The sequence below is a fragment of the Psychromonas sp. KJ10-5 genome (genome assembly GCF_055808325.1).
Genome location: NZ_CM147864.1, coordinates 3,667,695 through 3,690,217 on the forward strand (window position 1 = coordinate 3,667,695; position 22,523 = coordinate 3,690,217).

At 37.4% G+C, this 22,523-nt stretch carries 18 protein-coding genes; 12 read left to right on the forward strand and 6 right to left on the reverse strand.

Translation table 11 applies throughout. The features are described from left to right. The first annotated feature begins 13 nt into the window (after positions 1-13). A complete protein-coding gene (locus AC0L3W_RS16130) occupies positions 14-2,011 on the forward strand; it encodes an alginate lyase family protein (RefSeq protein WP_409440050.1) in 1,998 nt (665 codons plus the stop codon). A 4-nt stretch (positions 2,012-2,015) separates the two neighbouring features. Here the strand turns inward: AC0L3W_RS16130 and AC0L3W_RS16135 are convergent, their stop codons facing one another. Continuing rightward, complete coding sequence (locus tag AC0L3W_RS16135; RefSeq protein ID WP_409440049.1) at positions 2,016-3,131, reverse strand: GNAT family N-acetyltransferase; 1,116 nt, start codon at positions 3,129-3,131, stop codon at positions 2,016-2,018. Positions 3,132-3,405: 274 nt separating this feature from the next. Between AC0L3W_RS16135 and AC0L3W_RS16140 the strand changes: the two genes are divergently transcribed. Further along, positions 3,406-4,473, forward strand: a complete 1,068-nt coding sequence (locus AC0L3W_RS16140; RefSeq protein ID WP_290038911.1) for a 3-deoxy-7-phosphoheptulonate synthase — start codon at positions 3,406-3,408, stop codon at positions 4,471-4,473. Positions 4,474-4,483: 10 nt separating this feature from the next. Further along, positions 4,484-5,611, forward strand: coding sequence for a bifunctional chorismate mutase/prephenate dehydrogenase (gene tyrA, locus AC0L3W_RS16145; protein WP_290038912.1), 1,128 nt, complete (start codon positions 4,484-4,486; stop codon positions 5,609-5,611). A gap of 461 nt (positions 5,612-6,072) precedes the next feature. Here the strand turns inward: tyrA and hpf are convergent, their stop codons facing one another. Beyond that, positions 6,073-6,483: a ribosome hibernation-promoting factor, HPF/YfiA family gene (gene hpf, locus AC0L3W_RS16150; RefSeq protein ID WP_113817583.1), complete on the reverse strand. Its 411-nt coding sequence runs from the start codon at positions 6,481-6,483 to the stop codon at positions 6,073-6,075. Between the two features lie 372 nt (positions 6,484-6,855). On the opposite strand from hpf, the gene AC0L3W_RS16155 reads away from it, so the two are divergent. Genes AC0L3W_RS16155 through AC0L3W_RS16175 form a run of 5 tightly spaced genes read left to right on the forward strand, consistent with a single transcriptional unit; the run spans position 6,856 to position 14,302 of the window. After that, positions 6,856-8,619: an extracellular solute-binding protein gene (locus AC0L3W_RS16155; RefSeq protein ID WP_409440048.1), complete on the forward strand. Its 1,764-nt coding sequence runs from the start codon at positions 6,856-6,858 to the stop codon at positions 8,617-8,619. After that, positions 8,620-9,702: a microcin C ABC transporter permease YejB gene (locus tag AC0L3W_RS16160; protein ID WP_290038914.1), complete on the forward strand. Its 1,083-nt coding sequence runs from the start codon at positions 8,620-8,622 to the stop codon at positions 9,700-9,702. Beyond that, complete coding sequence (locus AC0L3W_RS16165) at positions 9,702-10,751, forward strand: ABC transporter permease (RefSeq protein WP_290038915.1); 1,050 nt, start codon at positions 9,702-9,704, stop codon at positions 10,749-10,751. The genes AC0L3W_RS16160 and AC0L3W_RS16165 overlap by 1 nt, the downstream gene beginning before the upstream one ends. Then, positions 10,748-12,340, forward strand: coding sequence for an ABC transporter ATP-binding protein (locus AC0L3W_RS16170; protein ID WP_409440047.1), 1,593 nt, complete (start codon positions 10,748-10,750; stop codon positions 12,338-12,340). The genes AC0L3W_RS16165 and AC0L3W_RS16170 overlap by 4 nt, the downstream gene beginning before the upstream one ends. Positions 12,341-12,379: 39 nt before the next feature. Beyond that, positions 12,380-14,302 carry a transglycosylase SLT domain-containing protein gene (locus AC0L3W_RS16175; protein ID WP_409440046.1) on the forward strand — a complete coding sequence of 641 codons (1,923 nt, stop codon included), beginning with the start codon at positions 12,380-12,382 and terminating at the stop codon, positions 14,300-14,302. 73 nt (positions 14,303-14,375) lie between these two features. On the opposite strand, the gene AC0L3W_RS16180 is transcribed toward AC0L3W_RS16175, so the two are convergent. Next, positions 14,376-14,777 (reverse strand): type IV pilin protein, encoded by a 402-nt coding sequence (locus tag AC0L3W_RS16180; RefSeq protein ID WP_290038918.1) that lies wholly within the window; start codon positions 14,775-14,777, stop codon positions 14,376-14,378. A gap of 224 nt (positions 14,778-15,001) precedes the next feature. Beyond that, complete coding sequence (gene argR, locus AC0L3W_RS16185; protein WP_409440045.1) at positions 15,002-15,466, reverse strand: transcriptional regulator ArgR; 465 nt, start codon at positions 15,464-15,466, stop codon at positions 15,002-15,004. Between the two features lie 182 nt (positions 15,467-15,648). On the opposite strand from argR, the gene AC0L3W_RS16190 reads away from it, so the two are divergent. The 4 genes from AC0L3W_RS16190 (at position 15,649) to cysG (ending at position 19,664) form a co-directional block, all read left to right on the forward strand. Beyond that, positions 15,649-16,413, forward strand: coding sequence for a transporter substrate-binding domain-containing protein (locus AC0L3W_RS16190; RefSeq protein ID WP_290038920.1), 765 nt, complete (start codon positions 15,649-15,651; stop codon positions 16,411-16,413). A gap of 164 nt (positions 16,414-16,577) precedes the next feature. After that, a complete protein-coding gene (gene mdh, locus AC0L3W_RS16195; RefSeq protein ID WP_290038921.1) occupies positions 16,578-17,516 on the forward strand; it encodes a malate dehydrogenase in 939 nt (312 codons plus the stop codon). Between the two features lie 105 nt (positions 17,517-17,621). Continuing rightward, positions 17,622-18,026, forward strand: a complete 405-nt coding sequence (locus AC0L3W_RS16200; RefSeq protein ID WP_290038922.1) for a CBS domain-containing protein — start codon at positions 17,622-17,624, stop codon at positions 18,024-18,026. Positions 18,027-18,245: 219 nt separating this feature from the next. Continuing rightward, positions 18,246-19,664, forward strand: a complete 1,419-nt coding sequence (gene cysG, locus AC0L3W_RS16205; protein ID WP_290038923.1) for a siroheme synthase CysG — start codon at positions 18,246-18,248, stop codon at positions 19,662-19,664. A 66-nt stretch (positions 19,665-19,730) separates the two neighbouring features. Here the strand turns inward: cysG and glgA are convergent, their stop codons facing one another. Both glgA and glgC read right to left on the reverse strand, forming a co-directional pair. Continuing rightward, positions 19,731-21,206: a glycogen synthase GlgA gene (gene glgA, locus AC0L3W_RS16210; RefSeq protein ID WP_409440044.1), complete on the reverse strand. Its 1,476-nt coding sequence runs from the start codon at positions 21,204-21,206 to the stop codon at positions 19,731-19,733. A gap of 41 nt (positions 21,207-21,247) precedes the next feature. Then, positions 21,248-22,477 carry a glucose-1-phosphate adenylyltransferase gene (gene glgC / locus AC0L3W_RS16215; RefSeq protein ID WP_290038925.1) on the reverse strand — a complete coding sequence of 410 codons (1,230 nt, stop codon included), beginning with the start codon at positions 22,475-22,477 and terminating at the stop codon, positions 21,248-21,250. Between the last annotated feature and the right edge of the window lie 46 nt (positions 22,478-22,523).

The following is a 22,523-nucleotide window of genomic DNA, read 5'->3' on the forward strand; positions in this document are numbered from 1 at the left end:
GGTAGTAAATCCGATGCAAACTGTTACTTGGTATATTAAACGCATTCAGATGATGAGTTTGAGTGAAATCACCTGGCGGGTTATTTCATTATCAGCAGCTTGGGTTGAACGTATAAGAGTGCAGTTTAATTGGGTGCCTAAAGCGGAGTTTGTTAAAGGTTATCAATCTAGCACGGATTTTAAACCTGGCTTTAGTGTGTTTACAGGTCAACTATCTGCCTATAATACTGAATGGAAAGCGCCTTTATTAGCCAAAGCTGAGATGGTGATAGCAAACAAATTAAGTTATTTTGATTTACATAATAAGCACCTAGAAACCCCTATTAATTGGCATAAAGATCATAGTGCGAATATCTATTCAAATACTGGACATATATTGGATGTCAATTATCGTGACTTCAAGCTAAATGGGGACTGTAAGCTAGTCTGGGAGCCCAATCGTCATCATCAAATGTTGGTATTAGCAAGAGCCTACCAAGTGACTGGCGACATTAAATATGCACAAGCTGCGGTTACACAAATCACTCATTGGTTAGATCAAAACCCTTACGGTAAAGGCATGAATTGGCGAAGTCCATTAGAGCTGGCAATTCGCCTAATCAATTGGGTTTGGACGATTGATCTTATTAAAGATAGTGGATTATTTGTAGGGGACTTTAAAGCGCGCCTATTAGAAAGTGTTTTTCTACATTGTCGTGATGTAAGCAGTAAATTCTCGCAAGGTACTTCAGCTAACAACCATTTAGTGGGAGAGGCGGCTGGTGCTTATATTGCAGCTAGTTATTTCTCAATGTTAAGAGATGCAACGACATGGCGAGATACTAGCAAACAAGTCTTAGAAAGAGAGATTGTTGCACAAACCTTTAATGATGGTTGCACTAAAGAGCATGCTTTTAGTTATCAGTTTTTTGTACTGCAGTTTTATCTTTTTACAGGATTAGCTGGTAAGTGGGCCGGTGACGATTTTTCTGAGAATTATTGGAAAACGTTAAAGCGCTTATCGGAATTTGTTGTTCGTATTGCTGAAGGTGGCGAGTATTACCCTATGTTAGGCGACCAAGATGATGGTTATGTACTAGATCTTGGAGATCATGTACATGACATTAATGCACTTACTGATGTAGTTGGCTATTTTTATGATGATTCGATTTTCGCAACTACTCAAGCTTGTGAGTCTAGTTTTTGGTTATTTAATAATAGACAAGAAAAAATTAATCAAGGCGTATTAGCAGGCTCTGGTTTAAGTTCTACAGCCTTTGAGGATTCAGGTTACTATTTACTACAAGGTGGTAAGGTCAGCGACAATAATCAAGCTAGTATTTTAATGGATGTTGCAGAATTAGGTTATACCGCGATAGCTGCTCATGGTCATGCCGATGCTTTAAGTTGCGTTGTACGTATTAATCAGCATGATTTATTTGTTGATACAGGTACTTATGATTACTTTAGCTTTCCTGAGTGGCGTAATCATTTTCGTAAAACACAAGCGCATAATACATTGGAAATTGATGGACTAGATCAATCCATTATGACTGGGCCTTTTATGTGGGAATCGCATGCGCAGGCAACTTGTATAGAATGGTCTCCAACGAAAAGTGGTGGCAAAATAGCTGCAGCACATGATGGTTATCAACGTTTAACATCACCTGTCACACATCAACGCGATGTTGAATTAGATATAACACAGCAACAAATTATTATAACTGACCATGTTAAAGCACAAGCGCAGCATCAAGTTGCTATTTATTTCCATTTATCGGAATTTTGTCAGGATATACGTATTGAAGAAGGGACTTGTTATTTAATACTAGGTGATAATGAGGTAGCTATTACATTACCCGAACAAGTTAAAGCAACACTAGTTCGAGGTGCTCCTAATGATGATGTTCAAACACCTTCATTAGGTTGGTTGAGCCGTGGCTACCATCAAAAAATTCCAATTGCCACCTTAGTACTTACAGCTGATATCAATCAAGATAGTGAATTTGTCACCAGTATTGTCTGGAAATAAATTGTTAATGAGTTGGTTTTAAATATTTCCCCGTTGGCCAAATAGTTAAAAAGTTAAAAAGTGTATTTTTTATCTTATTTGGCCAAATAAGTAAGTGTTGACCATTACGTTGCTTCGCTAACCAGCGTCTCTTATGGTTTGTGTATTGCCCTAGGAAATCATAATCTGTTAACCCTTCTTCAATACATTGTTGCATCATGTGGTAACGTAAAACTTGCCCTGTGCCTTTTTGGAATTCAGGGTTAAAACCTTCTTGTAAAGCAAAAAACTGATCACGATATACATAACCAATTTGTACTGCTTGGGTTTCGCCATCACACGTTAATTCAGCTAATCTTAACCAACCTTTTTGTAAAGCTTTATGAGCAAAGTCTTGATAGAAACTCGCCATTTCTGGGCGTCGCTGAAATGAACCTTTAAGGCCTGCTTTCTGCCAACGTAAGTTATGTAGTTCAAATAATTTGTTTAATGCAGTACTCAGGAGATTAGGATCTTCACAACAGGTTACTTGCCATTTCCCATGTTTGGTTAAATAACCTTTTGTTTGCTTAATATTCGTGCGTAAGCTTTTTGAAAGAGCTGGTAGGAGCTGATCCGAAAGCAGAGTCAAATCGGTGTTCGCAAAATCAACATCGCGTGCAGCTGTATTTAGTTCAGGAACTTGTGCCAATGATTTTAATAGGCTTTGCCCACCAACTGTCCACGTAGATACATTAGTGTACCAAATAAGGTCCCAATGGAAGCTGGCTTGCTTTAATAGTAGTGTCTGCCAAAGTTGTGTTTTTAGTTTTACACTGTCGTGTTTTCTCACAATAAAATTAGAATATTCTGAACCAATCCCTTGATCACCAGCAAAACGCAATACTTGGTAGGTTAATGTGTTAAGGAGACGGTAAGGTTGAATATAAAAGGGAGCTATAGCGATCGGTTTGTTATTTTCTTTTAATACAATAAAAAATAACTGAGTTTCATAAGGGCAAGTTTTTTGCCAGCTCTCCATCCATTCCCAAGTGAGAAATATATTATCAGCATCAGATTGTTCTAATAAGGTATTCCAGTTAGCTTGTAATGTTTTTATTTCAGACCACGAGGTCATAACATAAGAGGTAATAACTGACATATTGTAATAAATACCTTATCTGCAAATTAGCTATAAAAATCACATTGATAGAATGTGTTCTTTTATTAAGTAGAAACTAAGCAATTTTGTTTAATATTATCGTGATTTAAACCAATATATTAAGAAAGATTATATTTTATTGTAAAAGAAAACAGGTAAATAGAGGCATTAGTTTAATTTAATCCGCATTTATTTGACCTCTGCAGTTTAATCGCATGATCTATTATTTTGCTATGCTATTATGTTTTCACTATTAATTGTCAATGAGAGTAAAATGACTACGCAACAAAATGAAAATATCCACATTCAATCAGAAACTATTTTAATCACACCAGCAGAGCTTAAAGCGTCTTTGCCCGCTTCTGATAGTGTGTATCAATTCATTAATGAATCTCGTCAAACTATATCTAATATCGTACACAAAAAAGACCCGCGTTTTCTTGTTATTTGTGGCCCGTGTTCTATTCACGATATTGAAGCAGCTAAAGATTATGCATCACGTTTGAAAGAGTTACATGAACAATATAAAGATACCCTATATATTGTAATGCGAGTTTATTTTGAAAAACCACGTACTACTGTTGGTTGGAAAGGTTTAATCAATGACCCTCATATGGACGATTCTTTTGATATCGAAACAGGTCTTAAAAAAGCACGTGAATTACTGCTTTGGATCTCTGAATTAGGTCTACCAATTGCAACTGAAGCGTTAGACCCAATTAGCCCACAATACATTGGTGATCTATTTAGTTGGGCTGCAATTGGTGCGCGTACCACTGAATCACAAACTCACCGTGAAATGGCAAGTGGTTTATCAACACCGGTTGGCTTTAAAAACGGTACTGACGGTAGCCTATCAACAGCTGTAAATGCAATGCAATCAGCTTCATCTCCACATCGTTTCATGGGGATTAACCAAGCTGGCCAAAGTGCATTATTACAAACAGCGGGTAACAAAGATGGACACGTGATTTTACGTGGTGGTGGCGGTAAGCCAAACTATGATTCGATCAATGTTGCATTAGCCGAACAGGCGTTAGCAAAAGCGAATATGGAAGAGATCCTAATCGTTGATTGTAGCCATGAAAACTCTAGCAAAAACCATGAATTACAACCGCTAGTTGCAAAAAATGTTTTCCATCAAGTCGTTGAAGGTAATAAATCAATTATTGGTATTATGCTAGAAAGCCACATTAATGCTGGTAATCAGCCTGCTTCGTTATCTGCTGAAAAGTTACAATACGGTGTATCTGTTACTGATGCATGTATTGACTGGCAGACAACATGTGAACTACTTGAGCAAGCGACTGTGTTATTAAAAGACGCTATCAAAACTAGATAAGAAGTAAATTATGCCTTTAAGTAAATTACGAGATCAAATTGATGCTGTTGACCAGCAAATTATTGATCTATTAGCTGAGCGTTTACGCTTAGTAGGTGAAGTTGGTGAAGTAAAAACTAAACATGGTTTACCTATATATGCCCCAGATCGTGAAGCTGCAATGCTGGCTAAACGTCGAGAAGAAGCTGAAGCAAAAGGGGTCCCTGCAAATTTAATTGAAGATATCTTACGTCGTACTATGCGTGAGTCTTACGCTAGTGAAAACGAAACTGGTTTTAAAACAGTTAACCCTGATATGAAACGTATTGTGATTATTGGTGGTAATGGTTTATTAGGACAACGTTTTGTTGAGATGTTTAAGTTATCGGGTTACGAAGTTGACGTATTAGGTCGCACTAACTGGGATCAAGCAGAAGTTATTTGTAGCAAAGCGGGCTTAGTGATTGTTGGTTCACCGATTGATGTAACAACAGATGTAATTAAGCAGCTTAACTTCTTACCTAAAGACTGTATTTTAGCAGATATCACCAGTGTTAAAGATGAACCCTTGACTGAAATGTTAGCGGTTCATGAAGGCCCTGTAGTCGGCTTGCACCCAATGTTTGGTCCTGATATTTCTAGCTTTGCAAAACAAGTGATTGTTTACTGTGATGGACGTGGCGCAGATAAATACCAATGGTTAATTGAGCAGATGAAAATATGGGGTGCACATCTTTATCCTGTTGCGGCACCTACTCATGATGAGTCGATGACGTTAATACAAGCCTTACGACATTTTACTAGTTTTGTATACGGTGTACACCTGCAAGAAGTGGATGCAGACTTAGAGCAGTTATTAGATCTAAGCTCTCCTATTTATCGTTTAGAGTTAGCAATGGTAGGACGTTTATTTGCACAAGAGCCAGCACTATATGCTGATATTATCCTATCGCAAAAAAATAACTTAACGATGATCAAGCGATACCATAAGCACTTCTCTGATGCTATTGAGCTATTGGAAAATAATAATCGTGAAGAGTTTATTGAGCGTTTTAAGTCTGTGACTAACTGGATGGGCGATTACTCCTCGTTATTCTTAGATGAAAGCCGCGTGATGCTGCAACAGGCACATGATAATCGCCACTACGAGAATAAATAATAATCAGTAACCAGTATATAAGGAGGCATTGGCCTCCTTTTTTATTGCCTAAAGTTTAAAAATATTAGTAAATTCATTAAATAACTACTCTATTTAGGCGTAGCGAAAATGAATGAAAGCAAGAGTTTGATTGCAGTAACTAGTTATTCTAAGACAAAGTGAATAACGCAGCTAGCATATATTTTAACAAGCATAAATAGGTCAATATTATCGGAGTTGGTAAAATAGCTATTATATAAATAAGTGATGTTAACTTTACACAGTTAGTTTGAGGCTCAAATTGAGATATCAAGTCATAGTTCCTTGACCAAGACGAGTGCCAAGAAAATAAACTATTTTATTAAGAAAACAGGGGAAATGACTGCGATTAGTATCAAGCAAGTTGAATCGCAAGATCAAAAAAGGAGGCAATGTGCCTCCTTGTTGTTTTTATAATGGCTTATCTTTTGAAGCCAAAGTCTTTATGCAGCAAATTCTTTATTCATTTTGATTTCAGCATCTGATTCAATTTCAACCTCTGGCTCTTCTATCGGCTCACCTGAAATTTCACCGTTACGACATAACTCTTTACCGTTATTTTTCGCTCGGTTTGCTTCGTCTTTATGAATGTGTTTGTTTAACTGACGCTCGATTTTTTGGAATAGTTGCGTAATAGCAACGTATAAGTCGTCATGCTCTGCATGAGCAAATATTTTACCGTTTGGAACACCGATGGTGCCTTCAATTTTGACGCCTTTAGGTTCCTTGGTAATGATGAAGTGTGGTTTGATTAGTGAAACTTGTAGTTTCTGTAACTTTTCGAAGCGTTCCTCTACTTTTGCGCGCATTGTGTCTGTGATAGTCATTTGTTTGCTAGTAATTTCAATTCTCATATAGGACACCTTTTAGTTATACACTTATTGTGTTCAGTAATAGATTAGGCTTTTCAATCTAATTTAAATGTGATTTTGGTCACATAAAATAAGCCTTCTCGATAAACCAATTTAATCTTTGATCTAAGCATATTTTTTAAAAAAAATTGCAATTTTTACTTGCTGAATTGCGATACTTAGTTTGTACAAATCATAAATGAGTTTTATTTGTTTATTTCAGTTTTAATCTCCTGTTTTTGTGTTTAAAAATCTTTCTTTAACTTAATCATTTGATATCTTAAATACTCTTGTGCGATTACTTTATTAGAGCTACTTTGTTTTATGAATCAGATTAAGCATATACACAGTTACATATTTTGCACCCTTTTTACAATGAGTTTTTTTGCTCATAGTGCATCTTGGCATGATGCTATTAGTATGTATGGGGACGTAAAATATGATTTCAAGTTCCAACACTTTGATTATGTGAACCCTGATGCGCCTAAGGGAGGTATTTTTAAACAAGCATCAATTGGTAGTTTTGATTCACTTAATCCATATATTGTAAAAGGAAATGCCGCGGCAGGTGTTTCTTACATCTACGATACGTTATTACAACAGTCTAGTGATGAACCTTTTAGTTTATATCCGTTAGTTGCTGAAAAAGTGAAGGTCGCAGATGACTTCGGTTCTGTGAGTTTTTTAATTAACCCTAACGCAACATTTCAGGATGGTCGGCCAATTACCGCAGAAGATGTTAAATTTAGTTTTGATATTTTAACCACAGAAGGTGCGCCGCATTACCGCTCCTATTATGCTGGTGTGGATAAAGTTGTTGTGGATGATAGATTGAGGGTTACTTTTCAATTCAAAGAGTTAGGAAACCGTGAGCTGCCTTTAATTATTGGACAAATCCCTATTTTACCTGCGCACTTTTGGAAAGATAAAGACTTCGCTAAAAGTGGTTTCATCATACCTATCGGTTCAGGGCCTTATCGTGTTGGGCATTTTGATGCGGGAAAGCAAGTTGTGTATCAACGTAATGAGGGGTATTGGGCAAAAGATTTACCGGTTAATAAAGGGCGCTACAATTTTGACCAACTAATTTTTGACTATTATCGTGATGATGCAGTGGCTTTTGAGGCATTTAAATCTGGGGCTTTTGATTATCGCTTAGAAAGCTCTTCTAAGCGTTGGGCAACGGGGTATGTAGGGGAACAGTTCGATACAGGCCAAATTAAATTAGAGCAAATTGCTGATAAGAATCCGCAGGGAATGCAAGGTTTTTGGTTCAACTTACGTCGAGATAAGTTTAAAGATCCTCAAGTGCGTAAAGCGATCTCATTATTATTTGATTTTGAATGGGCAAATAAAACTCTATTTTACAATGCTTATACACGTATAGAGAGTTTTTACTCGGGATCTGAGTTAGCAACACAAGCAATGATTAGCGATACTGAGAAAGCTATTTTAATGCCTTATAAAGATCAACTCCCTCGCGCTGTGTTTGCTCCTCTAGTCAAAAATCAAACAAACGCTGATGGCAACGTTAGGCCACAAATGCGTGAAGCAGTGGCGTTATTAGCAGAAGCGGGTTACACCTTAAAAGACAGCAAAATGCAAAATCAACAGGGTGAACAATTAAGCTTTGAATTTTTGTTATATAGCAATGACTTCGAGCGGATTATTCATCCATTCCGTCGTAATCTTCAGCGAATAGGCATTAAAACGAATATTCGTTTAGTGGATATTTCGCAATTTATTAATCGTTTAAATAATTTTCAGTTTGATCTTGTGTCATTACGTAAAGGGCAATCTATCTCTCCTGGTAATGAGCAAGCGAGTTTTTGGGGGTGTGAAAGTGCTAACCAAGTGGGAACATCCAATTGGGGAGGGATATGTTCACCTGTCATTGATGCATTAACAAATCAACTCATTACCGCGACTACCCGGCAAGAGTTAGTGGACACCACCAAGGCATTAGACCGAGTATTATTATCGCAGGATATGGTTATTCCACAGTGGTATTTACCAGCTTCGCGCATTGCTTATTGGGATAAATTTGAGCACCCGAAGGTTGCACCCGATTATGAACTTGGTATAGATACTTGGTGGTCAAAGGAAGCGATCTCATCCAATAATGATAAGGAGCAATAGATGCAGCAATATATTTTAAAAAGGTTGCTGTTAATAATTCCTACGTTGTTAGGCATCATGACCTTAAACTTTTTCATTGTACAAGTTGCCCCAGGTGGACCAGTAGAGCAGGCTATTGCTAAGTATCAAGGTATTGATGCAAATGCCAGTTCTCGTATAACTTCAAGTACTGAAAGTGAGATAAAGCAAGGAGCAAACAAGCAAAGTCAATATCGAGGTGCGCAGGGGGTAGATCCTGAATATATTGCAGCCTTGGAAAAGTTGTATGGTTTTGATAAACCTTTACATGAGCGTTATTTTTCCATGTTATGGCGCTATATAAACTTTGATTTTGGGGATAGTTTTTATCGCGATAAAAGCGTCATTGATTTAATTTATGAAAAAATGCCGGTATCCATTTCACTTGGATTATGGACCACTTTATTAGCTTACTTTATCTCGATTCCTTTAGGGATCAAAAAAGCAACTAGCCACGGTAGTCGTTTTGATGTGTGGACCAGTACTGCTGTTACTGTTGGCTATGCTATTCCTGCCTTTATCTTTGCGATTATTTTAGTCGTACTTTTTGCTGGTGGTTCTTATTTTAGTTGGTTCCCATTGCGCGGTTTAACGTCTGATAACTTTGAGCAACTCTCCTGGCTTGGTCAAATTAAAGATTATTTTTGGCATCTAGCCTTACCTATTTTAGCTAGCGTCTTAGCCAGTTTTGCCACTTTAACCATGCTTACCAAAAATTCTTTCTTAGACGAAGTCAATAAACAATATGTGATTACAGCTAGGGCGAAGGGGTGTTCGAAAAATAGAGTTTTGTATGGGCATATTTTTAGAAATGCGATGTTATTGGTATTAGCTGGATTGCCTGCCGCGTTGATTGGTATCTTCTTTACTGGAGCGATGCTGATTGAAGTGATCTTCTCATTAGATGGTTTAGGGTTATTGAGTTTTGAATCAGTTATTTCTCGAGATTATCCGGTTATTTTTGGCTCGTTGTATATTTTTACTTTAGTGGGCTTAGTCTTGAAGTTAATTAGCGACATTACTTATACCTTAATTGATCCACGCATTACATTTGAGGGGCAATAATGTCGTTATTATTAACTTGGCAACGCATGCGAAAAAATCCAAGTAATCATCAACGTTGGGCACAGTTTAAAGCTAACAAACGTGGTTATTATTCGTTGTGGATTTTTAGCTTATTGTTCTTTTTAAGTTTGATTGCCGAGGTGTGGGTAAACGATAAACCGATTATGGTTTCTTACCAGTCGAATTGGTATTTTCCTGTGGTTGAAGATATCCCTGAGCAAGTTTTTGGGGGTGATTTTGATATCACCACAGATTATCGAGACCCTTACATGGCGAATAAAATTAATCAAGAGGGCTGGATGATTTGGCCGGTGATCCCTTTTTATTATGACTCTATCAACTATGAGCTTACTTCAGCTGCTCCTTCTGCACCTGATGCTATGAATTGGTTAGGTACTGATGATCAAGGGCGCGATGTGGTAGCACGTTTAATCTATGGCTTTCGGATATCAGTGGTATTTGCATTAGCGTTAACCATCGCCAGTTCAGTGATAGGTGTGATTGTTGGGGCAATACAAGGTTATTATGGCGGTAAAATAGATTTGATTGGGCAGCGCTTGTTGGAAATTTGGGAAGGGTTACCTATGCTGTTCATGCTGATTATTTTAGCTAGTTTCGTGGAGCCTACGTTTACTTGGTTATTAGGATTAATGATTGTGTTTAGTTGGCCAAGTTTAGTGAGTGTGGTGCGAGCAGAGTTTTTACGCGGACGCCATTTAGATTATGTAAAAGCTGCAAAAGCATTAGGTGTTAAAGATAGTAAAATAATGTTCAAACATATTTTACCTAATGCAATGATTGCGACGCTTACCTTTATGCCTTACTTATTCACAGGTGCATTAACCACTTTGACGTCCTTAGACTTTCTTGGCTTTGGTTTGCCCTTAGGATCAGCCTCTCTCGGTGAAATGATCTCACAAGGTAAAGATAATATGCATGCACCTTGGTTAGCGATTACAGCATTCATTTCACTTTCTAGTATCTTAGTATTATTGGTCTTTATCGGTGAAGCAGCTCGGGATGCCTTTGATCCAAGGAAAACATTATGAGTATGCAAATACCGTTGTTAGCTGTTGAAAACCTTGCTGTTAGTTTTGCTGAGCAGTCCATTTTATCAGATGTTAGTTTTACTTTAGAACAGGGAAAAACATTAGCGATAGTGGGTGAAAGTGGCTCCGGGAAGTCGTTAACAGCATTATCTATCTTACAATTATTACCGTATCCACACGCACATCATCCTGCTGGTCATATTTACTTTCAGGGGCAATCATTAATGGGTGAGCCTGAACAAGCGTTAGAAGCGATTCGTGGGAATAAAATCAGCATGATATTTCAAGAGCCAATGACTTCTTTGAATCCGTTACATAGCATTGAAAAACAAATTGGTGAAACACTATTATTACATAAAGGGTTAACAGGGAAGCAGGCACAGCTACGAACGATTGAACTATTGGAACTAGTGGGCATTGAACGGCCTGAAGAGCGATTGAATGCCTATCCCCACGAGCTCTCAGGAGGACAACGCCAAAGGGTAATGATTGCAATGGCGTTGGCAAATGAACCTAATCTATTAATTGCTGACGAACCTACAACGGCGTTAGATGCAACGATTCAAAAGCAGATATTAGCTTTACTAAAGTCTTTGCAAAAGAAGCTCAATATGGGCATTTTATTAATTACTCATGATTTGAATATGGTTAGGCAGTTTGCTGATGACGTACTAGTGATGTCTAAGGGGCAACAGGTTGAGTATCAAAAAACACAAGATGTATTTACAGCCCCGCAGCATGAATACACTAAAACCTTATTAAATGCAGTACCTACTGGTGAAATGCCTGCATTAGTTGATCCTAAAGTTATCTTAACTGCGTACAAGATGAACGTTAGCTTCCCTATTAAAAATAATTTTTGGGGAAAAGTGATTAAGTCATCACATGTGGTAAAAGATGTCTCTTTAAGCATTCATAAAGGTGAGACGTTAGCTATTGTTGGTGAAAGTGGGTCTGGTAAAAGTACGTTAGCGCAGTCACTATTACAATTAAATAAATATAGTGGCGAAGTGGTTTATTTAGGAGAAATAGTCAGTAAGTTAGACAAAAATAAATTACAGCGAGTACGTCAACAACTACAAATTGTGTTTCAAGATCCTTACTCAAGTTTGAGCCCGAGAATGTCGGTGCGAGATATTGTGGCGGAAGGGTTGCATGTGTTTAATGAACATAACCATCTCAGTGAACAAGCGATAGATGATGAAGTGAAGCAAGTTTTATTAAAAGTTGGTTTGGATAGTGATGCTGGAAATCGCTACCCCCATCAGTTCTCTGGTGGACAACGACAGCGTATTGCTATTGCAAGGGCATTAATTTTAAAGCCTAAATTAATTGTCTTGGATGAGCCAACGTCGGCGTTAGATAGAAGTATTCAGAAACAAATTATTGAATTGTTAAAGTCTTTGCAGCAGGAACTGGGGTTAAGTTACTTGTTTATTAGTCATGATTTATCTGTCGTAAAAGCAATTAGTCATCGAGTATTAGTACTTAAATCGGGAGAAGTTGTAGAGCAAGGCTCGACTTCTGAGATATTTGAAAATGCTAAGCATAGTTATACTCAAGAGTTGCTATCGTCAGTTGTTTTGTGAAATGATGTTTTAATTAGTTATTATTTATGTTGAGGTGTTATGAAAAGATTAATCTTAGGGTGTTTGTTATTTTCAACATCAAGCTTCGCAAGTGCATTAAGTTTAGATGCGCAGCGAGACGTTTTTGCTGAAACCTTAGCATTACAAGAAAAAGAAGAGTGGCAAAAAGCCAATCAAAATATTCAAAAAATAGCTGATTACCCAATAGCTTATCTTGCTGACTATTATTATTTGAAAGCAAATATGGATACGGTGAGTGATCAAGCTGTTCTGGACTTTATTGCAAAAAACAAAGGCAAGATTGCAGCCGATGATCTGCAACGCAGCTACCTATTTCACTTGTCAAAAGAAAAGGACTGGGCTCAATTTATGACCACCTATCCGAGAATGCCTAATAATCGACAGTTGAAGTGTCATTATTTAGAGGCTGCTATTGCGACAGGGAATAGTGAAAAAGCTTGGCCTGATGCTCAGAAATATTGGTTATCGAGTACTTCTTTACCTAACGCATGTGACGATGTGTATGTGTTTTATCAAGACGCTAACCAACTAACTCAAGATGATGTGTGGAAACGTTTTGAGTTAGGCTTTGTGAATAATAAGCGTGGTTTAATGCGCTTTTTAATGGCAAGAATGGATAAAGATAAATTAGCGTTGGCTAAAAACTTGTACGACTTACATGAAAAGCCTGAAACACTATTAAACAGTGACTTATTCCCATCTCGTTCAGCACCAAGTTTTAGCTTTTTAATACCTACGATCAAGCGTCTAGCAAATCAAGATTTAGGTAAAGCCATGGAATACTATAACTTCTATGCGAAAAAAATTGCTTTTACAACTAGTGAAGAGAAACAAGTTAAAACACAGTTTGCACGAATTATTGTACAGCGAGATAAAAGCCAGTATTTTAATTGGTTAGATAATGAGCTAGGTAAATTAGGTAATGTGTCGCTGATTGAGCAACGTATCCGCTATGCTATTAAACTTGATGATTGGAAAAATATTGAATTTTGGATTTCTCAATTACCTGATGATAAACGCAACTCATCGGCTTGGTTATATTGGCAAGCTCGTGTATTAGCCAATAAAGGTAAATCTGAACAAGCAAATGCACTTTTTGAGAAAGTAGCTAAAAACCGAAATTTCCATGGGTTTATGGCAGCTCAAAAGCTTGGCGTCGACTTTTCACTTAACGCACAGGCGATTGTTGAGAAAAAGGGCAGTTTAACTGGTTTAGAGAGTGAGTTATCAGTGATTGAGGAACTGCTTTACCATGAACTTAATGTACCAGCAAAACGACAATGGCAGCGATTACTGAGTAACCAGAGTAAAACAAAACAACAGCAGTTGGGGTTATATGCTTACAATAAAAATTGGCCATATTTATCTGTACTCGCCAGCATTAATTCAAAAAGTTGGAATGCATTAAACATACGTTTTCCTAATGCTAAATCTGAGTTGTTTGTTGAAGCGGCTAAACAATATGATGTTGAGCCAACCTATATTTATGCAATTACTCGTCGTGAAAGTAGTTTTGATCAACATGCAAAATCTCCTGTAGGTGCAAGTGGTTATATGCAATTAATGCCTAAGACAGCAGAGGAAACGGCGAAAAAAATTGGTTTAACGGAATATTCTAACGTAGAGCAATTAAATGAAGGTGAATTAAATGTTCAGTTAGGTACCGCTTATTTTAATGGCTTATTAACACGTTATGACGGTAACCGAGTTTTAGCCACTGCAGCTTACAATGCGGGGCCTCACCGTGTTGAAAGATGGACTAGTGAAGAGAAGAAAAAAGGCAATAAAGGCATTGATATCGATAGCTGGGTAGATACTATCCCATTTTATGAGACTCGCGCTTACGTACAAAATGTACTCGCTTATAATGTGATTTATCAACATGTTTTCGGTAAGCCATTGAAGTTCTTAAAAAGTGAAGAGCTATCAAGCGGGTATTAACCCGTAACAACTTTACTCATTACAATATTAAGTTGTGGCTGTTGCACTAAACACCGCTTTGGGGTAATTAATTTTACCAGCAAGCGGTGTTTTCTTTTTCCCCATCGCTTGTTTTTACATTGCTTTGATTAATATACAGGGTTTGGCAAATCAGCTGGTCATTCGCTTGTGTACTACCATCTTTTATTTGCGCCTTTAAAAGGTATGTGTGGGCTGATGCTGAAACAATACTAAAAGTATAAAAGTCATGTGTCGTTGGTAAGCCTATCTGATTGTTGTCCGTGCTGTAATTTGGTTCAGTGATGCGGTAACTACTCTGTTCTACTTGCGCTTTAATGAGCTCTGTTTGAGCTTCTACTCGTCGAGTTTTTAGCAGAAAATTTTGATATGAAGGATAAGCAATACTGACAATGATGCCAAGAATAACTATCGCAATGAGTAATTCAATTAAGGTAAAACCACGATCCCATTTCATTTCCCTCTCCTTTTGTACTGATTACTGCATTGCCGTAAGCGGTATGAACCTATTTGAGTATAGAAAAATTTTTAAAATTAGCTTGCAGCGGAGTTTAGCTAAGTATTCTATGATGAATGGTTAGTCATATTGCGGGGGAGTAAGTGAAAATGGCACATGTATTGGGCACTATTTAAGTTAATACTCACTGAAGCATTAACTTATTCGTTGGGTTACGTTATTAGTTAATCAAATAATTTATGTACAACCACTAGCGTTTCTTCAATTTTCGCTGTGTTGCTAGGGGCAATATAAATGGTATCGTCTCCGGCGATAGTGCCTAAAATCCCTTCTGCTTTACCCATTGAATCAAGTAAGCGAGCAATTAATTGAGCAGCACCAGGACTGGTTCTAATGACGATTAAGCTATCATTATGGTCGATATCTACAACTAAGTTTTTTAGCGGGCTGGTCGTCGTTGGAATGCCAAGCTCAACAGGTAAACAATACACCATGTCACCGGTTGCATTACGCGTTCGTACAGCGCCGGTTTTACTCAGCATTCGAGATACTTTGGATTGATTAATGTGGGTGAAACCAGCTTCGATTAAAGCGTCCACAATCTCACTTTGTGAGCTTAAATGCTCTTTTTTAAGCAAACATTTAAAAAAGTCCATCAATTCAGAAGCTTTGCGCATTGCTGTTCCCATCTATTTATAATAAAGGGTTTATTTTAATCTAAATTAGTACCTAGTTAATAGATTAAATATCACTTTTTTTGCATATTTATTCGTTTTTTATAAAATAAATGCATTTATTGCAGGATAGCTACTTTCTTAACTGGAGTTCTGCTAACATTTGCTTCAATTAAATCTTATCAGGACGATATATTATGACTTTTTTAACGCGTAAATTTGTGTTTATTAGTATCTTATTGTCAACCTCTCTTTGTGCCCAAGCGTTAGAAAAAATACAAGTTAGATTTGCTACAGATGCCAACTACTACCCCTTTGAATTTTTAACTCCAGATAAAAAAATAGCCGGTTTTGATATCGATATTGCCTATGCTATTTGTGCTGAAATGAATATGAGTTGTAGTTTTGAACATCACCGTTTTGATGGCTTATTGTTAACCCTTCCCTTTGGGCGATATGATGCGGTGATTGCTGCATTAGATATTACTAGTGAGCGATTGGATAAAGTCGATTTCAGTGACAGTTATTATAAAGTACCGCCGGTTTTTGTTAGTAAAGAGCAATTACAAACTGCTTTTTCTCTGAGTGGTAAATTGATTGGCGTGCAAGCAAACACCTCGAACCAAAATTATCTGATTAAGTTCGCCCCCGAAAATAGTTACATTGTCCCTTATTTCTCATCTAAAGCGGCTTTGCAGGATTTACAGCGTCACAAAATCGATGTTGTCTTTGCAGATTTTGAAGTTGTGAATGACTTCTTGAGTAAACAAGTTGAGCAAGAGCAACCTTTGGTGATCAGTAGAACAGAATCTGTGTTTGTTGAGCAGTTTTCGAAAGGTTATGGCATTGCAGTAAAAAAAGGCAATGATGATTTACGTTTACGTTTAAATGAAGGTTTGAAGTTAATTGTTGAAAATGGTACTTATAAACAAATTTATGATCAATATTTTCCTCAAAACTAGTGTTGAACAAAGGAATTTAGTAGTACCCATTCATTTACAAATAAGCTAATCTTTAACATTAGTCACAATTATTTAACATATTTCACACATGCGTATTTATTCACTTTAGAATAGATATGATTACTCTTAAATACTTAAACATTTTTATTTCATTGGAGAAAAATATGAAAGTTGCTGTTCTTGGTGCTGCAGGTGGTATCGGTCAAGCCCTCGCTTTATTACTTAAATTAGATTTACCAGCAGGCTCTACGTTATCACTATACGACGTTGCTCCAGTTACTCCGGGTGTTGCAAAAGATTTAAGTCACATCCCTTCAAGCGTTACTGTTGACGGTGTTGGTGGCGATGATCCAACGGCTGTTTTAGAAGGTGCTGACGTAGTGTTAATTTCTGCGGGTGTTGCACGTAAGCCAGGTATGGACCGTTCAGACTTATTTAATATCAATGCTGGCATCATTAAAACATTAATCGGCAAAGTTGCTGATGTTGCGCCTACTGCATGTATCGGTGTTATTACAAACCCTGTAAATACGACTGTGGCTATCGCTGCTGAAGTGTTAAAAGCAAAAGGTGTTTACAATAAAAACAAACTTTTTGGTATTTCTACGCTAGATGTTATTCGTGCAGAAGAGTTTGTTGGTGAGCTTAAAGGCATCCCATCTGAAGACGTATTTGTGAACGTTATCGGTGGCCACAGCGGTACTACTATTCTTCCTTTATTATCTCAAGTTCAAAATGTTGAATTTACAGACCAAGAAGTTATTGATTTAACTGACCGTATCCAAAATGCTGGTACTGAAGTCGTTAATGCAAAAGCGGGCGGTGGTTCTGCTACATTATCTATGGCGCGTGCAGCTGCCGTATTTGGTGTCAATCTTGTTAAAGCGTTATCAGGTAAGCAAGGTATTATTCAGAATGCTTATGTAGATGGTGGAAACCCAGATTCTCCATTCTTTGCTCAACCTTTATTATTAGGTAAAAACGGTATTGATCGTGTTCTACCTTGTGGTGAGTTAAGTGCATTCGAAGAAGCGAAGAAACAAGAGATGCTATCAGTATTACATGCTGATATTAAACTAGGTGTTGACTTCGTTAATAACTAATCTATTTTTTTGCTATTAAGCGTTTATAATAAGGCCAGTTGTACTGGCCTTTTTTTATATCTAAATGAAAGGCTCTGCGGAAAGTTAAGTACGGTTTAAAAGGGAGTGGGTATGAAAGTTGTAGAAGCAATGACATCAAGAGTTGTCACCGTTACCATGGATGACCGTATTCCTGTTCTTCAAAACATTCTTTCACAGGCTGGCTTTCATCATTTATTAGTAGTGGAAGAGGGGAAGTTACAAGGTGTAATAAGTGATAGGGATGTATTAAGAGTCTTAAGTCCTTTTTTAGATACAGAGGCAGAGCTAATGCGTGACCTTAATACAGCTCAGCGCCCTGCACATCAAGTGATGACTCGCTCTCCAGTCACAGTCGCACCAGATACATCAGTTAAAGATGCATTAACCTTAATGTTAACGCACGATATTAGTTGTTTACCTGTTCTTGACCAAGATGAAATTTTGGGCATATTTACTATTCATGATGGGGTAAGGGCCTTGATCCGTTAATTACTCTTTTGTGTAACGATTGATCTACTTCCTCATATTAGGAGTAATGTAGTTTAATATTCATTGGGTGTATATTTACTGCTTATAAAGCAATTAGTTAAATAAACTAGGATGGTTTATTTATATATGTAATCTTCATAAATAATATATTTTAAGTATTTTATATTACACCCGTTATTCTTTATAGTGTCGACCTCGACTTGTTAACCTGAGATATATATGGATTATCTTCCGATTTTTACCAAATTACAGAACCGTCATTGCCTAGTGGTAGGTGGTGGAGATATTGCTGCGCGTAAAGTGCACCTTTTATTAAAAGCGAATGCCACCATTACTGTCTGTGCCCCTGATATTTGTGATTCGTTATTAGAGAAAGCCAGAAATAAGCAACTATCAGTGATTCAAGCACCTTTCTCAGATGATCTTATGGATGGTAAATGGTTAGTGGTTGCGGCTACCAATCAGCTTCATATTAATGAGCATGTTGCACAACTTGCAGAGCAAAAACAAATCTTAGTTAACGTTGTTGATGAGCCTAAATTATGTAGCTTCATTATGCCTTCAATTGTTGATCGTTCTCCTATTGTTGTTGCTATTTCTAGTGGTGGTAAAGCTCCTGTGTTAGCTCGTTTGATACGTGAGCGTTTAGAAAGCTTATTGCCGATGCACTTAGGACGATTAGCACAGATCTCCGGTGAATTTAGACACCGTGTTAAACAAGTTATTACTAAAGAGTCTTTACGTCGTCGTTATTGGGAAAAATTATTCGGTAATGGCGATTTAGCAAGCTTGCTACAAAAAGGACAAATTGACAAAGCACAGCAATTTATGGAAGACAATTTGACTGATGAAGTGGCTCAGGGGGATGTTGCATTGGTTGGTGCTGGTCCGGGTGACCCATCTTTACTGACGCTTAAAGCATTACAACTAATGCAACAGGCAGATATCGTTTTATATGATCGATTAGTATCAAAAGAGATCTTAGATTTAGTTCGTCGTGATGCTGACCTGATCTCTGTAGGTAAGGCCGCTGGTAAACATGAAGTTGAGCAATCTCGTACTAATCAAATGTTAGTTGAGTTTGCACAGCAAGGTAAGAAGGTGGTGCGCCTTAAAGGTGGTGATTCTTTCATTTTCGGGCGCGGTGGAGAAGAGCTAGAAGAATTAGTTGAAGCTGGCGTTGCTTTTCAAGTTGTCCCAGGGATCACATCCGCTTCAGGGTGTAGCACCTATGCCGGTATTCCATTAACTCATCGAGATTATGCACAATCGGTCACTTTCGTGACAGGGCATAGAAAGCAAGATGGTAAAGCATTGGACTGGAAGTCTTTAGCGACACCACATCAAACCTTGGTTGTGTATATGGGCTTATTACGAGCACAAGAGATTCAAACAAATTTGTTAATTAATGGCCGTGATGCTAATACGCCTGTGGCTTTAATCAATAAAGGGACGACCAATGAACAACAAGTCATTACTGGTGCATTATCTGAATTATCTACTTTAGGTGGTGGTTTAGAAGGTCCAACGATTATGATTATAGGTGAAGTCGTTAATCTATCAACTAAGCTTAATTGGTTCCAAGCTGATAATAATAAGAAGTTATCTCGAGACCCATTCTTAGTTAATTTATCTTAAGTTAAACCGATATAAAAAAACCTGATTAAATCAGGTTTTTTTATATCTATTATTTAGTCTTATTGATTATGACCACTGCGGTCTAATATGCAGAGCACTATGATATAAACGTTCATAATGCTTAGCCGAGTCAGACCAATAAAAGTGCGAACGCATTGCTTGTGTTTTTACACGTAGCATCTCTTCTGGGTGTTCAATATAAAGTAATAAAGCGCGTCTTAAAATATTGAGTAGTTCATTAGCGCTCGGTTCATAAAACATAAAACCATTAGCGTTATCAGGATCTTGATCATAATCGATAACCGTATCTTTTAAACCACCTACAGCACGTACTATAGGTAACGTGCCGTAAGCTAAGCTGTATAGCTGATTTAAACCACAAGGTTCAAAGATCGATGGCATTAAGAAGAAGTCAGAGCCAGCCTCAATAAGGTGTGATAACTCATTACTATAACCGTTAATAAACTTAAAGTTATCCGAGTAATGTGCAGCTAATGCGGTTAAATGTCCTGTTATAGCTGGGTCTCCAGAGCCAACAATTACTAGTTGTACATTATGTCTTAGGAAGCTTTCTAAAATAGGAATGATTAAACCAAACCCCTTTTGATCGGTTAAACGACATACCATGCCAAAAATAGGTGTATCATTGACCGATAATCCGACTTCTTTCTGTAATGCTTCCTTACATTTTTCTTTGCCCGATAAATCGTTGCTATCAAAATGGTAAGGGATTAGTTTATCTGTCTCAGGGCTCCAATCGTTGTAATCACAGCCATTCAAAATACCTTCAAAATCGTGAATACGTTCGATAAAGTGATCTGACATGCCATGTGAACCTAGTGTTGTTAATAGCTCACTGGCGTAGTTAGGGCTAACGGTATTGATTTTGTCTGCATAAATAACACCGACCTTTAAAAAGTTTATATAGCTATAACCTTCTAAAACACGTTCGTCCATGCAAGAACTTACTTCAGGAATTAAATTCAATTGAGACTTTTCGAAAATACCCTGGTAAGCAGAGTTATGGCTCGTAAGTACGGTCTTAGTGTCAATAAAGTGGTTATTATTATGGAATCGTGCTTTTAATAAATAAGGCACCAGTCCGGTGTGCCAATCATTACAATGGACGATGTCTGGAGAAAAATCTTCTGCGATTGCTGTTAATAAGGCTGCGAGACCAAAAAAAGCAAAACGTTCTCCATTATCAGCATAGGCATTATTTTCTTCACCGTATAAACCAGCTCGGTCAAAGTAATGCGCATTATCAATGGCTAATACTTTTATACCATCTAAAGAGAGCGCCTGTACCGAAAAGGGAATATCGGGCCTTGCGTTATCTGTTTTTAAATGGAGTTGATGTACCTGGTGTGCAGTTTCGCGATGCTCGAGAGTACGATAAAATGGGGTAATAATAACAACTTCATGGCCCATATTACGAAGCTCTAATGGTAATGCTTTAGCTACATCTGCAAGGCCACCAGTTTTTGAGAATCCTTCCACTTCAGATGAAATGAATAGGATTTTTAGTTTTTTAGAATCCATTTTAAACGCCTTTATTTTCGCATCAATATGCTGCTTATGGGTTAACTATTAAAGCCAATTCTAGCGCCTTTAGGGATCACAACTATTCCTTCATCGGAGACAGTAAAGCGCTTTCTATCATTGTCTAGGTCTACACCAATCTTAACACCATCTGCGATTTCTACATCTTTATCAATAATCGTTTTGATTATTTGACAGTTTTTACCGATTTTTGTATCACCTAGTAATACGGATTGATAAACATTTGTCCCCTCGTCAAGAAAGCAGTTAAATCCTAATACTGATTTTTCAACGGTTGCACCGATGATCAACGCTCCATCAGAAATTAAAGATTTGCGTATAGAGCAAGTATTACCATCATGATTTTGAAAGTTAGCTGCGGGTAATGCTGGATAATAGGTATGCATTGGCCACGCTCTATTATAAAAAGAGATGAGTGGTGTCGCTTTAATAAGATCCATATTGGCTTCCCAGTACGATTCAATCGTCCCTACATCGCGCCAATAAGACTCTCCATTTTCATTGGGTATTTTATTGGTGGTGAAGTCATAAACAAAAACATCCTCTGTTTTTAAGAGATGCGGAATAATATCTTTACCAAAGTCATGGCTGGAGTGTTCATTTTCTGCATCACGAATTAACTCTTTTTGTAATGCAACTGAGTTAAAAATGTAATTACCCATTGAAGCGAGTACATGATCAGGATCACCTGGGATTGTTTTAGCATCTTCTACTGCTGGTTTTTCTGCAAATCCAACCATTCTCCCGTTAACATCCACCTCTATAACGCCAAAATGATAGGCTTGTTCTTTGGGCAAGCGGATTGCAGACACGGTAAGGGTTGCTTTTTTCTGTTTATGGAACTCTATTTTTTGGCGGATATCCATTTTATAAATATGATCACTACCGAAAATACAGACAATTTCTGCTTCATCCGCCTCAATAAATTGAATATTTTGATAGATAGCATCTGCAGTACCTGTGTACCAATGTTTGCCTTTATTCATTTGTGCTGGGATCGCATCAATAAAAGTGTCAGTGAAGCTATTTAACTCCCATGCTTTACGTAAATGGTCATTGAGTGATTGTGATTTAAATTGAGTGAGTACGTAAATACGTAATAGATCGGAATTAACAAAATTATTTAATACACAATCAATAAGTCGATAACTACCGCCAAAAGGCACTGAAGGTTTAGTGCGTGATTGAGTAAGTGGGTAAAGACGAGAACCTTCTCCGCCAGCTAAAATCATAGAGAGAACTTTTGCCATGAGTAAACCTCATATAAGTAATAAAAATAGCAATATATATTATGCT